At 60.7% G+C, this 14,242-nt stretch carries 11 protein-coding genes and 1 pseudogene; 10 read left to right on the top strand and 2 right to left on the bottom strand.

The window, feature by feature from the left end:
- The first annotated feature begins 718 nt into the window (after positions 1 to 718).
- Positions 719 to 1,080: pseudogene (locus tag KVG87_RS20635) on the top strand (DUF6124 family protein).
- 169 nt (positions 1,081 to 1,249) lie between these two features.
- Here KVG87_RS20635 and KVG87_RS20630 read toward each other — a convergent pair.
- Complete coding sequence (locus KVG87_RS20630; RefSeq protein WP_076565834.1) at positions 1,250 to 1,966, bottom strand: SIMPL domain-containing protein; 717 nt, start codon at positions 1,964 to 1,966, stop codon at positions 1,250 to 1,252.
- Between the two features lie 410 nt (positions 1,967 to 2,376).
- On the opposite strand from KVG87_RS20630, the gene KVG87_RS20625 reads away from it, so the two are divergent.
- From KVG87_RS20625 to KVG87_RS20610, 4 genes are all read left to right on the top strand, one after another.
- On the top strand, positions 2,377 to 3,639 hold the full coding sequence (locus KVG87_RS20625) for an ATP-binding protein (RefSeq protein WP_016771713.1): 1,263 nt from the start codon (positions 2,377 to 2,379) through the stop codon (positions 3,637 to 3,639).
- Positions 3,632 to 4,192 (top strand): response regulator transcription factor, encoded by a 561-nt coding sequence (locus KVG87_RS20620; protein ID WP_003221630.1) that lies wholly within the window; start codon positions 3,632 to 3,634, stop codon positions 4,190 to 4,192. Before KVG87_RS20625 ends, KVG87_RS20620 begins: the two co-directional genes overlap by 8 nt.
- Positions 4,193 to 4,288: 96 nt before the next feature.
- Complete coding sequence (locus KVG87_RS20615; protein ID WP_217852330.1) at positions 4,289 to 6,016, top strand: ABC transporter ATP-binding protein/permease; 1,728 nt, start codon at positions 4,289 to 4,291, stop codon at positions 6,014 to 6,016.
- A 186-nt stretch (positions 6,017 to 6,202) separates the two neighbouring features.
- On the top strand, positions 6,203 to 6,952 hold the full coding sequence (locus KVG87_RS20610; protein WP_177327011.1) for a FadR/GntR family transcriptional regulator: 750 nt from the start codon (positions 6,203 to 6,205) through the stop codon (positions 6,950 to 6,952).
- 1 nt (position 6,953) lies between these two features.
- On the opposite strand, the gene KVG87_RS20605 is transcribed toward KVG87_RS20610, so the two are convergent.
- A complete protein-coding gene (locus KVG87_RS20605) occupies positions 6,954 to 7,334 on the bottom strand; it encodes a hypothetical protein (protein WP_217852329.1) in 381 nt (126 codons plus the stop codon).
- 298 nt (positions 7,335 to 7,632) lie between these two features.
- On the opposite strand from KVG87_RS20605, the gene kdgD reads away from it, so the two are divergent.
- The 5 genes from kdgD (at position 7,633) to KVG87_RS20580 (ending at position 14,186) form a co-directional block, all read left to right on the top strand.
- Positions 7,633 to 8,544: a 5-dehydro-4-deoxyglucarate dehydratase gene (gene kdgD / locus KVG87_RS20600; RefSeq protein WP_016771708.1), complete on the top strand. Its 912-nt coding sequence runs from the start codon at positions 7,633 to 7,635 to the stop codon at positions 8,542 to 8,544.
- A 71-nt stretch (positions 8,545 to 8,615) separates the two neighbouring features.
- Positions 8,616 to 10,061 (top strand): aldehyde dehydrogenase family protein, encoded by a 1,446-nt coding sequence (locus tag KVG87_RS20595; protein ID WP_122881954.1) that lies wholly within the window; start codon positions 8,616 to 8,618, stop codon positions 10,059 to 10,061.
- Positions 10,062 to 10,161: 100 nt separating this feature from the next.
- Positions 10,162 to 11,523, top strand: a complete 1,362-nt coding sequence (locus KVG87_RS20590) for an MFS transporter (RefSeq protein WP_217852327.1) — start codon at positions 10,162 to 10,164, stop codon at positions 11,521 to 11,523.
- An 11-nt stretch (positions 11,524 to 11,534) separates the two neighbouring features.
- Positions 11,535 to 13,088, top strand: a complete 1,554-nt coding sequence (garD, locus tag KVG87_RS20585) for a galactarate dehydratase (RefSeq protein WP_016771706.1) — start codon at positions 11,535 to 11,537, stop codon at positions 13,086 to 13,088.
- A 156-nt stretch (positions 13,089 to 13,244) separates the two neighbouring features.
- Positions 13,245 to 14,186 carry an AEC family transporter gene (locus tag KVG87_RS20580; RefSeq protein WP_041477966.1) on the top strand — a complete coding sequence of 314 codons (942 nt, stop codon included), beginning with the start codon at positions 13,245 to 13,247 and terminating at the stop codon, positions 14,184 to 14,186.
- Positions 14,187 to 14,242 lie beyond the last annotated feature (56 nt).

The raw sequence follows: 14,242 nt of genomic DNA, 5'->3' as shown, positions 1-14,242 counted from the left end.
AGGCTTGCTCCTGCGTTCGGCCCTCGCAGGCTCGGGTTCCTTCGCTCCGGGACTGATCCGGGCGCAGCGGCTCCGGTTTGCTTCGCTGCACCTCCTTCCGCTGTGTCTGGCTGCGCCAGACGGTCGCTGCGCTCCCACACCCGGATCAATCCCTCCACTCAGCCTTCCGACGTCGCCGGTGGATCAAGATCAAAAGCGGTACTCGAGCTTGCGCTCATTGTGGAGTGGGGCGGCTTCGCCGCGGGCAGCTGCGCTGCTTTGCCTTTCTGTGGGAGCGAGCCTGCTCGCGAAGGCGGCCTGACAGCCGACCTGTTTCTTGAGGTTGTGCTCGATCCAATTGTAGGAGTGAGCCTGCTCGCGATGAGGCACCTCCAGGCTCCCGCGGGCTTGAGTTTGTTTAATTCCGATGCCAAATAACCCGAACCTTCCCACAAGGTTTTCAGGTTGTCCGTCGGACGTGCGCTCTCTAGGCTTGGGTCGTCGCTGGTTGTTCAGCGATCGGGTGTGAGAACCCGACATTCATAGTCATTCAGTGCCCAGATCCGCATAATTGCCGCGAGCAAGTTTGCTGCCTGCAAGTGCGTTATGGCGGCTCTGTGCGGGCGGGCTTATGTCCGGCCGGGTGCCTATGACCGGTTTTCTCACCCCGCACAAAGCTGCCACCTCTTCGCCGTGTGAGAAACGGCATCGAGATGGCTCAACCTCATAGGTGAAGCGCATGAGCAAACCAGTCCCCGACCCACCCGAAGAAACCGCAACCCCCCTTGAAGCCGCGCTGCGCGCCGACGATCTCGCGAAGAACCGCGAAGCCATCAAGCGTGCCCTCGATTTCTATCTCTGCCCGCCCCCCGGCAAACCCCATCCACCCGGCACGATGTTTTTGATCCGGCCCGACATCGACACTGAAAGCCTGCTGCCCACGCCTGCGAATCCCTCGCTTCAGCCAACACCCTGGCCAGCGATTTCGCCGATCAGCTCGGTCGTCCGCAGCGCAATACGGCGCTGGCGATTCAGCAGATCATCATGCTGGCGGAGCTGGCGGTGAATCGGGCGCTGGATCGGGTTGATCCGCACGCTTGAGTCCGCGTCATCGTTCTTCGCGAGCAGGCTCGCTCCCACATTCAAATGCGTTCAACCTGTGGGAGCGAGCCTGCTCGCGAAAGCGGTGGATCATTCACTACAAAACCCGGGCACAAAAAAACCGGCAACCATTTACTGATTGCCGGTCCTTCATTCAGCCAAGCTTAAATCACTGCATCAGCACTTCAATCGAGCCATCAGCGGTCATGCTGACCTGGCTGGTGCCGGCTTCAACTTCAGGCGTCACCGGCGCGGAATCCATGGCTGCGGCTTTCATCATCATCGGCGCGCGCAGGTACGGTTGTGGGTAACCGTTGCTGTTGAGGTTCAGGTTGACGATTTTGTAGCCCTTGCCGCCGAGTGCATCGGTGGCCAGTTGGGCGCGGGTCTTGAAGGCGGTGACGGCTTCTTTGAGCAACTGGTCTTCGCTGGCCTTGCGGGTCGGGTCGGCGATGGCGAAGTCCATGCCGCCCATTTTCAGGTCGGTCAGCAACTCGCCGGTGAGTTTGGACAGGGCGGCGAAGTCGGTGCTTTCCAGGCGCAGTTCGGCGCGTTCGCGCCAGCCGGTGATCTTCTGGCCTTTGGTGTCGTAGATCGGGTAGCTGTTGCGGCTGCCCGTACGCAGGGTGATGTCTTTGACTTGCTTGGCCTGGGTGGTGGCCTTGTTCATGGTGGTGCTGATGGCGGCGGCGAGTTTGGCCGGGTCGGTGTTCTGCTCTTCGGTATAGAGCGTCACGATCATCTGGTCGCGGGCCACTTCCTGGCTGACTTCGGCGCGCAGGGAAATCTGGTTGTAGTGCAGCTCATCGGCGGCCAGCGCCGGAAGGCTGGCGACGCTGCCGACGGTCAGAGCGAGGAGGGCGGCGCTGCGGCGAAATGTGTGCATGAAGGCTCCTTGAATGAGGCGCAGGTGATGGGTCGCGGCCTGCGTGAACCATCAGACTCTAACTTCTATGATCCGGTTCGCCCAGTTACAACTTCTATACAGATACCTGCGCGCAGTGGGGAGTGCTTCTGTGGCGAGGGGATTTATCCCCGTTCGGCTGCGCAGCGGTCGCAAATCCGGCTGATGCGGTATGTCTGGTTAAATGAGGTCGCATGACTTGGGGCGGCTCCGCCACCCAGCGGGGATAAATCCCCTCGCCACAATTGATCTCCAATAGCCCTCGGCATCTTCTTCAACTCAGATGAATTCTCCATCGCCGCCATGTGGTCGTTTGCCGCACTTTCGCCTTTGAACCCCGCGCGTTGGTTATACTCCGTGCGATCCGCCTGGAGCGCTCATCAGGAGAGCTCATGCTCGCCCCCGTACAACTGACTTCCGCCACTCGCCAGAACCTCTGGCGGCTGACTTTCATCCGCACCCTGGTGCTCGCCGCGCAGGCCGGATCCGTGGGCCTGGCCTACTGGCTGCAATTGTTGCCGTTGCCGTGGGTGCAATTGGCGATGACCCTGGGCTGCTCGATTCTGCTCTGCGTGTTCACTGCCGTGCGCCTGCGCACATCGTGGCCGGTGACCGAGCTCGAATACGCGCTGCAACTGGCCTGCGATCTGGTGATTCACAGTGCGCTGCTGTATTTCTCCGGCGGTTCGACCAACCCCTTCGTTTCCTATTATCTGGTGCCGCTGACGATCGCGGCGGTGACGCTGCCGTGGCGTTATTCGGTGATTCTGTCGGGCATCGCGCTGGCGCTGTACACGCTGATGCTGACGCGTTTCTATCCGCTGGAAACCCTGCCGGTCGCCCGTGAGAATCTGCAGATCTACGGCATGTGGCTGAGCTTCGCCCTGGCTGCTGCGGTGATTACCTTCTTCGCCGCGCGCATGGCTGAAGAATTGCGCCGGCAGGAAGAGTTGCGCGCGATCCGCCGTGAAGAGGGTCTGCGTGATCAGCAGCTCCTCGCCGTTGCGACCCAGGCCGCGGGTGCTGCGCATGAGCTGGGTACGCCGCTGGCGACCATGAGCGTGTTGCTCAAGGAAATGCAGCAGGATCACCCCGATGCGTTGCTGCAGGACGATCTGAAAGTGCTGCAGGATCAGGTCAAGCTGTGCAAGGAAACCTTGCAGCAACTGGTCCGCGCCGCTGAGGCCAATCGGCGTCTGGCGGTGGAGATGCAGGACGTTACCGACTGGCTCGACGAGGCGTTGAACCGCTGGCACCTGATGCGCCCGGAAGCCAGTTACCGCTTCCAGCGTCTCGGCCAGGGTGCGGTGCCGCGCATGGCGCCGCCGCCGGATCTGACCCAGGCTTTGCTGAATCTGCTCAACAACGCTGCCGACGCCTGCCCGGAAAACCTCCAGGTGACGCTGGACTGGGACGCAGAGACTTTGACCATCAGCATTCGCGATCACGGCGCCGGTGTGCCGCTGGCCATCGCCGAGCAGATCGGCAAGCCGTTTTTTACCACCAAGGGCAAAGGTTTCGGCCTGGGCCTGTTTTTGAGCAAGGCCAGCGTGACACGCGCCGGCGGCTCAGTGAAACTCTATAGTCATGAGGAAGGCGGCACGCTCACCGAGCTGCGCCTGCCCCACGGCGCCCGAGGAGACCAACATGAGTGACGAAATCCAAGTCGAAGGCGAAGAACTGCCGCATCTGCTGCTGGTCGACGACGACGCGACCTTCACCCGCGTCATGGCCCGCGCCATGGCCCGCCGTGGCTTTCGCGTCAGCACCGCCGGTTCTGCGGAAGAAGGCCTGACCATCGCCCAGGCCGATCTGCCTGATTACGCCGCGCTGGACCTGAAAATGGACGGCGACTCCGGTCTGGTCCTGCTGCCCAAGCTGCTGGAACTCGATCCGGAAATGCGCGTGGTGATCCTCACCGGTTATTCGAGCATTGCCACAGCGGTGGAGGCGATCAAGCGTGGCGCCTGCAACTACCTGTGCAAACCCGCCGATGCCGACGACGTGCTGGCCGCGCTGCTGTCCGAGCACGCCGACCTCGACAGTCTGGTGCCGGAAAACCCGATGTCGGTCGATCGCCTGCAATGGGAGCACATCCAGCGTGTGCTCACCGAGCACGAAGGCAACATTTCCGCCACGGCCCGCGCGCTGGGCATGCACCGCCGCACCCTGCAACGCAAACTGCAGAAGCGCCCGGTGCGTCGCTGAACCTGCGCTGAACGACTATCGCCAGCCCTCGCGATAAATCGCGCCGATCATCTATGATCGGCGCGTGTCCGTTCTTTTTACTATCGAGCCTTATCCATGAATCAGAACGCTGAATATTGCGCGGTCAACGATGCTGTGCGCGGGCAGTTTTTTCGCAAGGTCTGGGCGATGACCACGCCTTACTGGCGCAGCGAAGAGAAGGGCAAGGCCTGGACGTTGCTGATTGCCGTGTTTGCGCTGACGCTGTTCAGCGTATGGATCGCCGTGTGGCTGAACAGTTGGTACAAGGATTTCTATAACGCCCTGCAGAAAAAGGATGAAGCCGCGTTCTGGCAGTTGATCCTGTACTTCTGCGGTATTGCCGCTGTGGCGATTCTCGCTGCGGTTTATCGTCAGTACCTGACGCAGATGCTGACCATTCGCTGGCGGGCGTGGCTGACCGAAAAGCACTTCACTCGTTGGCTTGAACACAAGAATTACTACCAGCTGGAGCAGGGCGGTTACACCGATAACCCTGACCAGCGAATCTCCGAAGACCTTAATAAATTCACCGCGACCACGCTGGCCCTTGGCTTGGGTTTGATCCGCACGGTGGTCAGTCTGGTGTCGTTCTCGATCATCCTGTGGGGCGTTTCCGGCAGCATTGAAGTGTTCGGTTTCACGATTCCCGGCTACATGTTCTGGTGTGCATTGGTCTACGCGGCGGTCGGTAGTTGGCTGACGCATTTGATCGGCCGACGCCTGATCGGCCTGAACAACAACCAGCAGCGTTTCGAAGCCGACTTGCGTTTCTCGATGGTTCGGGTCCGCGAGAATGCCGAAAGCATCGCTTTGTACAACGGCGAGCCGAATGAAAACCGGCGCTTGAGCAATCGCTTCGGGCTGGTCTGGCATAACTTCTGGGACATCATGCGCGTGTCCAAGCGCCTGACGTTTTTTACTTCGGGCTATGGGCAGATCGCGATCATTTTCCCGTTCATTGTTGCGGCACCACGGTATTTCAGCGGCAAGATCGAGCTGGGTGAGCTGATGCAAATCAACTCGGCGTTCGGCAATGTGCAGGAGAACTTCAGTTGGTTCATCAGCGCTTATCAGGATCTGGCCGAGTGGCGCGCCACCTGTGATCGTCTGCTGAGTTTCCGTCAAGCCATGAGCGACAACGAACAGCGCACCCCGGCCATCGATGTGCAGAATCAGGGCCGCGAATTGCAGGTGCACAACCTCGGCCTGGATCTGGCCGATGGTCGTCACCTGCTGACCGACGCCGACATGACCGTTGAAGCGGGTGAGCGCGTGATGCTCAGCGGCCGTTCCGGCAGCGGCAAGTCCACATTGCTGCGGGCGATGGGGCATTTGTGGCCGGCGGGGCACGGCAATATTCGTTTACCAGCGGCGCGCTATCTGTTCCTGCCGCAGAAGCCTTATCTGCCGATCGGCACATTGCGTGAAGCGTTGAGTTATCCACAACCGGGCGACACCTACGCGCCGGAACGTTATGCACAGGTGCTGGAAACCTGCCGTCTGCCACATTTGATTGGGCGGCTGGATGAAGCCAATCACTGGCAACGCATGCTCTCGCCGGGTGAGCAGCAACGCCTGGCCTTCGCCCGCGCGCTTCTCTACGCACCGCAATGGCTGTACATGGACGAGGCTACATCGGCGATGGATGAAGAGGACGAGGCGACGTTGTATCAGGCGTTGATCGACGAGATTCCGGGGCTGAGCATTGTCAGCGTCGGTCACCGAAGCAGTTTGAAACGATTCCATCCACGGCATGTGCGGATCGACAGCGGTCGTCTGGTCGAACAGGCCATAACTGTCTGAACACCCACCTGTGGGAGCGAGCTTGCTCGCGAAGGGGTCATATCGGTCGACGAATCTGTCGTCTGAACCACTGCTTTCGCGAGCAGGCTCGCTCCCACAGTGGGGCAATGTGATCTGCCCGGTGATCGTACAACCCGCTTGAGCTATGATGGCGCCAAGCCGAACTTTCGAGACAAGATGCAGACCATGGAAAAGCTGATCGACACCCCGCGCCTCCCCCGCAAGCGCCGCAGCCTCGCCCAGGAATTGGTGACGGTGTTGAGCGAGCAGATCCGCGATGGCCTGCTCAAGCGTGGCGACAAGTTGCCCACCGAGTCGGCGATCATGGAAGCCCATGGCGTCAGCCGCACCGTGGTCCGCGAGGCAATTTCCCGTCTGCAGGCCGCCGGCCAGGTAGAAACCCGCCACGGCATCGGCACCTTTGTTCTCGATACGCCGAGCCCGAGCGGTTTCCGCATCGATCCGGCCACCGTTGTCACCCTGCGTGACGTGCTGGCAATTCTCGAATTGCGCATCAGCCTCGAAGTCGAATCCGCCGGCCTTGCCGCGCAACGCCGCAGCCCCGAACAACTGGCAACCATGCGCGCCGCGCTCGACGCCTTGAACGAAAGCGCCTCCCATGCCAGCGATGCGGTGTCGTCGGACTTCGCTTTCCACCTGGAAATCGCCCTGTCCACCGGTAACCGCTATTTCACCGACATCATGACGCACCTGGGCACCAGCATCATTCCACGTACGCGGCTGAACTCGGCGCGTTTGGCTCATGATGACCAGCAGCACTACATGAGCCGCCTGAGCCGCGAGCACGAGGAAATCTACGACGCGATTGCCCGTCAGGATTCCGATGCTGCCCGCGCCGCAATGCGGTTGCACCTGACCAACAGCCGCGAAAGACTGCGCCAGGCCCATGAAGAGGCGCAGGCGCAGCGAAGCTGAGTTACGCCTCTATGCACAACCTCAGCGGCAGCGAATACGGCTCCATGCTCGACTCGTCACGAAATTTGTAGCGCAGCTCCACCTCGCGGTTCAGGTACGGTTGAAGCGCCTCTTTCGGCAGATGCACCTCGATGTCGAGCAGCTTTTCCATTTCATCCTCGGCGTCGTCCCAGGCGCCAGTGTCCACCTCATCACCTTCCCATTCGGGTTCTTCTCCATCGCTGCCGAGGATCGCGTAGACGCTCCAGTTTGCTGCGAAATCGCTGGAATCCGGGACCTGCACGGTGAGGATGTCCGGCAATTGCGAGAGCTGAAGCGTCACGCAATCGTCTTGCGCAGGGGCGACGTGGGTGAGGGTGGGGGCGGGAAAATGCATCGACATAGCGGCTTCCTTTGAGTGGTCCGCCACGATCCTTCGTGGCAGTCGACGTACTTTACGAGCCGCTGGTCTCCACAGAATTAAACGAATCCAGACCGGATATTTCAGCCTTCGAAAGCGTCAAGCACGAGCCTTGTAGCCATTTCATAAAGCGCAAAAGCCAATCTTGTCCGACAAAAAAGCCCTGCCAGCGATGAAATGCAGTTGACGGTTATTTTTTAAGTTGTACGATGACCTACAACTTCGGCGAAGGCTGAACGGTCCACTCACAATAAAACGTTGCTACCAGGGTGTTCGAATAATGAATCCACAAGAACTGAAGTCCATCCTCTCTGCCGGCCTGCTGTCTTTCCCGGTGACCGATTTCAACGCGCAGGGCGATTTCAACCGCGCGGGCTACATCAAACGCCTGGAATGGCTGGCTCCGTATGGCGCTTCGGCTCTGTTCGCCGCCGGCGGCACCGGTGAGTTCTTCTCCCTGGCCGCCAGCGAATACTCGGAAATCATCAAGACTGCCGTCGACACCTGCGCAACCAGCGTGCCAATCCTCGCCGGCGTTGGTGGTTCGACCCGCCAGGCCATCGAATACGCTCAGGAAGCCGAGCGTCTGGGCGCCAAAGGCCTGTTGCTGCTGCCGCACTACCTGACCGAAGCGAGCCAGGACGGTGTTGCCGCCCACGTTGAAGCCGTGTGCAAATCGGTAAAGATCGGCGTGGTCGTCTACAACCGCAACGTTTGCCGCCTCAACGCGCCGCTGCTGGAACGTCTGGCCGAGCGCTGCCCGAACCTGATCGGCTACAAGGATGGCCTGGGCGATATCGAGTTGATGGTGTCGATCCGTCGCCGCCTCGGTGATCGCTTCAGCTACCTGGGTGGTCTGCCGACCGCTGAAGTCTACGCCGCTGCCTACAAGGCGTTGGGCGTGCCGGTGTACTCCTCGGCGGTGTTCAACTTCATCCCGAAAACCGCGATGGACTTCTACCACGCGATCGCTCGCGAAGATCACGCCACCGTCGGCAAGATCATCGACGACTTCTTCCTGCCGTACCTGGACATCCGCAACCGCAAGGCCGGTTACGCCGTGAGCATCGTCAAGGCAGGTGCAAAAATCGCCGGCTATGACGCAGGTCCGGTGCGTGCGCCGCTGACCGACCTGACCGGCGAAGAGTACGAAATGCTCGCCGCGCTGATCGACAAGCAAGGCGCGCAGTAAACGAGAAAAGCGAGGCCGCTGAGCAATCAGCGGCTTTTTGCGTGAAGGCTTTTAGAGTTGAGGGCTGCCCTGTGACAACTGCAAAACGCTACGACAACTACATCAATGGCGAATGGGTCGCCGGTGCCGATTACTCGGCCAACATCAACCCGTCCGAACTCAGCGACACCATCGGCGACTACGCCAAGGCTGACCTGACCCAGGTCAACGCCGCTATCGACGCCGCCCGCGCAGCGTTCCCGGCGTACTCCACTTCGGGCATTCAGGCCCGTCACGATTCGCTGGATAAAGTCGGCAGCGAGATCCTCGCCCGTCGCGAAGAGCTCGGCACGCTGCTGGCCCGTGAAGAAGGCAAGACCCTGCCGGAGGCGATCGGTGAAGTGACCCGCGCCGGCAACATTTTCAAGTTCTTCGCCGGTGAATGCCTGCGTCTGTCCGGTGACTATGTGCCGTCGGTACGCCCGGGCGTCAACGTCGAAGTCACCCGTGAAGCGCTGGGCGTGGTCGGTCTGATCACCCCGTGGAACTTCCCGATTGCCATCCCGGCGTGGAAAATTGCTCCGGCCCTGGCCTACGGCAACTGCGTCGTGCTCAAACCTGCCGATCTGGTGCCGGGCTGCGCCTGGGCGCTGGCGGAAATCATCTCCCGCGCAGGCTTCCCGGCCGGTGCGTTCAACCTGGTAATGGGCAGCGGTCGCGTGGTTGGCGAGGCGTTGGTCAACAGCCCGAAAGTCGACGGCATCAGCTTCACCGGTTCGGTGGGCGTGGGTCGTCAGATCGCGGTCAACTGCGTTTCGCGCCAGGCCAAGGTGCAGCTGGAAATGGGCGGCAAGAACCCGCAGATCATTCTCGACGACGCCGACCTCAAGCAAGCGGTCGAGCTGTCGGTGCAGAGCGCGTTCTACTCCACCGGCCAGCGCTGCACAGCGTCGAGCCGTCTGATCGTCACCGCTGGCATCCACGACAAGTTCGTTGAAGCGATGGCCGAGCGCATGAAGTCGATCAAGGTCGGCCACGCGCTGAAAGCGGGCACCGACATAGGTCCGGTGGTTTCCCAGGCGCAGCTTGAACAGGACATGAAGTACATCGACATCGGCCAGTCCGAAGGTGCACGTTTGGTCAGCGGCGGTGGTGTGGTGACCTGCGATACCGAAGGCTACTTCCTCGCACCAACCTTGTTTGCCGACAGTGAAGCGTCGATGCGCATCAGCCGCGAAGAAATTTTCGGCCCGGTGGCCAACATTGTTCGCGTGGCCGATTACGAAGCTGCGCTGGCAATGGCCAACGACACCGAATTCGGCCTGTCGGCCGGCATCGCGACCACCTCGCTGAAGTACGCCAACCACTTCAAGCGCCACTCCCAAGCCGGGATGGTGATGGTCAACCTGCCGACCGCCGGTGTGGATTACCACGTACCGTTCGGTGGCCGTAAAGGCTCGTCCTACGGCTCCCGTGAGCAGGGCCGCTATGCACAAGAGTTCTACACGGTCGTGAAGACCAGTTACATCGGATCGTAACCCCGCTGCATCCGCGCCGGGCCATCGCCTGAGGCCCTGCGCGGCACAAGACCAAAGAATGTTTTACCCGCATAAAAATAATCAGTGGGAGTACATCTGCATGCAATCCTCCAAGCCGACTCACGTCCGCTATTTGATCCTGCTCATGCTGTTTCTGGTGACCACGATCAACTACGCCGACCGTGCCACGATCGCCATTGCCGGTTCCAGCCTGCAAAAGGACCTGGGCATTGACGCCGTCACCCTCGGCTATATCTTCTCCGCATTCGGTTGGGCCTACGTCGCCGGGCAAATTCCCGGTGGCTGGCTGCTCGATCGCTTCGGCTCGAAAAAAGTCTATGCCCTGAGCATTTTCACCTGGTCGCTGTTCACCGTGCTGCAAGGCTTTGTCGGTGAATTCGGCATGTCCACGGCAGTGGTTGCGCTGTTCATGCTGCGCTTCCTCGTGGGCCTGGCGGAAGCGCCATCGTTCCCCGGCAACGCGCGCATCGTGGCGGCGTGGTTTCCGACCGCTGAACGCGGCACCGCTTCGGCGATCTTCAACTCGGCGCAATACTTTTCCACCGTGTTGTTCGCGCCGCTGATGGGCTGGATCGTCTACAGCTTCGGCTGGGAGCACGTGTTCATCGTCATGGGTATCCTCGGTATCGTGTTCTCGCTGGTGTGGCTGAAAGTCATCTACAGCCCGCGCGAGCACCCACGGGTCAACGAGGCCGAGTTCAAGCACATCGCTGACAACGGCGGCATGGTCGACATGGATCAGAAGGGCAAGAAGTCCGACGGTCCGAAGTGGGATTACATCCGTCAGTTGCTGACCAACCGCATGATGCTTGGCGTGTATCTGGGCCAGTACTGCATCAACGGCATCACCTATTTCTTCCTGACCTGGTTCCCGGTGTATCTGGTGCAAGAGCGTGGCATGACCATTCTCAAGGCCGGTTTCATCGCTTCGTTGCCGGCCATCTGCGGCTTTATCGGCGGCGTGCTCGGCGGGGTGATTTCCGACTACCTGCTGCGCAAGGGCCATTCGCTGACTTTCGCTCGCAAGGCGCCGATCATCGCCGGTCTGCTGGTTTCGAGCAGCATCGTCGCGTGCAACTATGTTGAAGTGGAATGGATGGTCGTGGGCTTCATGGCGCTGGCATTCTTCGGCAAAGGCGTTGGCGCACTGGGCTGGGCGGTGGTCTCCGACACCTCGCCGAAACAGATCGCCGGTCTGAGCGGTGGCCTGTTCAACACCTTTGGCAACATCGCTTCGATCACCACGCCGATCGTCATTGGCTACATCATCAGCTCCACTGGCTCGTTCAAGTGGGCGCTGGTGTTTGTCGGCGCCAACGCACTGGTCGCGGTGTTCAGCTATCTGGTGATCGTCGGCCCGATCAAGCGTGTGGTGTTGAAAGAGCCGCCAGCCAAGGGCGGCAATGAAGCCACCGGCAATTTGTCTCAAGCGCATTCCTGAGGAGCGGCGTCATGCAGTTGATTGAACATTCCGACTCTCCGCGCTACATCCGCCTGCACGAGCGGGACAACGTTGTAGTGGTGGTCAACGATCAGGGCGTACCGGCCGGTACCGAGTTTGCCGATGGCCTGGTCACCCTGGATTTCGTACCGCAGAGCCACAAGGTCACCTTGGAGGATATTCCCGAAGGCGGCCCGGTGATTCGTTACGGGCAGATCATCGGCTACGCCTTGCAGCCGATCCGTCGCGGCAGTTGGGTCAAGGAAGATCAACTGCGCATGCCGACCGCGCCGCCGCTGGACAGCTTGCCGCTGTCCACCGATGTGCCGGATGCGCAGGCACCGCTGGAAGGCTTCACGTTCGAGGGTTATCGCAACGCCGACGGCACCGTCGGCACGCGCAACATTCTCGGCATCACCACCACCGTGCAGTGCGTCACCGGCGTGCTCGATCACGCGGTCAAGCGCATCAAGGAAGAGCTGCTGCCGAAGTATCCGCACGTCGATGACGTGGTGGCACTGACCCACAGTTATGGCTGTGGTGTGGCGATTACCGCCACCGACGCCTACATCCCGATTCGTACCGTGCGTAATCTGGCGCGCAACCCGAACCTGGGCGGCGAGGCGCTGGTGATCGGTCTGGGCTGCGAGAAATTGCAGGCCGGGCAGGTGATGCACGAGGATGATGCCTCGGTGGATCTCAGCGATCCGTGGTTGTACCGCTTGCAGGATTCGAGTCACGGCTTCACCGAAATGATCGAGCAGATCATGGAACTGGCCGAAGTGCGTTTGAAGAAACTCGACCAGCGCCGCCGCGAAACCGTGCCGGCCTCCGAGCTGATTCTCGGTATGCAGTGCGGCGGCAGCGACGCGTTCTCCGGGATTACCGCCAACCCGGCGCTGGGTTATGCCTCGGACTTGCTGTTGCGTGCGGGGGCGACGGTGATGTTTTCCGAAGTCACCGAAGTGCGCGATGCGATCTACCTGCTGACGTCGCGGGCGCAGACGCAAACCGTCGCCGAAGAGCTGGTGCGCGAGATGGACTGGTACGATCGTTACCTGGCCAAGGGCGAGGCCGATCGCAGCGCCAACACCACGCCGGGCAACAAGAAGGGCGGGTTGTCGAACATTGTCGAGAAGTCGCTGGGCTCGATCGTGAAGTCCGGCAGCAGCGCGATCAATGGCGTGCTCGGCCCGGGCGAGCGTTTCAAGCACAAGGGCCTGATTTTCTGCGCGACGCCGGCCAGCGATTTTGTCTGCGGTACGTTGCAACTGGCGGCGGGGATGAACCTGCACGTGTTCACCACCGGTCGCGGCACGCCTTATGGGCTGGCCATGGCGCCAGTGGTCAAGGTGTCGACGCGGACCGAACTGGCGCAGCGCTGGCCGGATCTGATCGACATCGATGCCGGACGCATTGCCACCGGGCGCGCGACCATCGAAGAACTCGGCTGGGAGTTGTTTCACTATTACCTGGATGTTGCCAGTGGCAAGCAACAGACCTGGGCGGAGAAGCACAAGCTGCATAACGACATCACCTTGTTCAACCCGGCGCCGATTACCTGAGACCGCGTCATCGTTCTTCGCGAGCAGGCTCGCTCCCACAGGGAAATGCATTGCAAATGTGGGAGAGAGCCTGCTCGCGAAAGCGATCTGCCAGACGCCGAAGGACTTGTGGCTTATCATTAGCCCCCTATCGACGCTCACCCAAGGCTCTCCGGCATGCTGGCAATCTTTCTTGAAACCCTGAACATCACCGCGCCGGTGTTTGCCATGCTGTTTCTCGGTGTGCTGCTCAAGCGCATCGACTGGATCAACGACAACTTCATCCACACCGCCTCGTCGCTGGTGTTCAACGTGACCATGCCGGCGCTGCTGTTCCTCGGCATCCTCCACGCGGACTTGCACGCCGCGCTGCAACCTTCGCTCCTCATCTACTTTTCCCTCGCCACCCTGGTGAGTTTCGCCGTGGCGTGGGGCTGGGCGATTTTCAAATGTCCGCGGGAAGATCGCGGCATCTACACCCAGGGCGCTTTTCGCGGTAACAACGGCGTGATCGGTCTCGCGCTGGCGGCGAGCATGTACGGCGATTACGGCATTTCCCTCGGGGCAATTCTCGCGGCGCTGGTGATCCTGTTCTACAACACGCTGTCGACCATCGTGCTGGCGGTGTACAGCCCGGTGATCAAGTCCGATCCGTGGAGCATCTGCAAAAGCGTGTTCAGCAACCCGCTGATCATCAGCGTGATTTCGGCGGCGCCGTTCGCCTATTTCAAGATCGGTTTGCCGGGCTGGCTGGAGACCTCCGGCCAGTATCTGGCGCAGACCACTTTGCCGCTGGCGCTGATCTGTATCGGCGGCACGCTGTCGCTGGCGGCGTTGCGCAAGAGCGGCAATATGGCACTCAGTTCCAGCCTGGTGAAGATGATCGGTCTGCCGGTGCTGGCGACACTGGGGGCATGGCTGTGGGGTTTTCGCGGCGCGGAGCTGGGGATTCTGTTTCTCTACTTTGGCAGCCCGACGGCGGCGGCAAGTTTCGTCATGGCCCGGGCGGCACAGGGCAATCATGAGCTGGCAGCGGCGATCATCGTGATGACCACCTTGATGGCGGCGATTACCACCAATGTCGGGATCTTTGTGTTGCAGTGGGGTGGGTGGATCTGATCAAGGATGTGCGGTGTCTGGCAGGGCCTCTTCGCGAGCAGGCTCGCTCCCACAGG

Origin of the sequence: Pseudomonas siliginis (assembly GCF_019145195.1) — a bacterium.
GTDB classification, from domain to species: domain Bacteria; phylum Pseudomonadota; class Gammaproteobacteria; order Pseudomonadales; family Pseudomonadaceae; genus Aquipseudomonas; species Aquipseudomonas siliginis.
The sequence above is the reverse complement of the archived record's forward strand: the minus strand, read 5'-3'. Positions and strand labels throughout refer to the sequence as shown.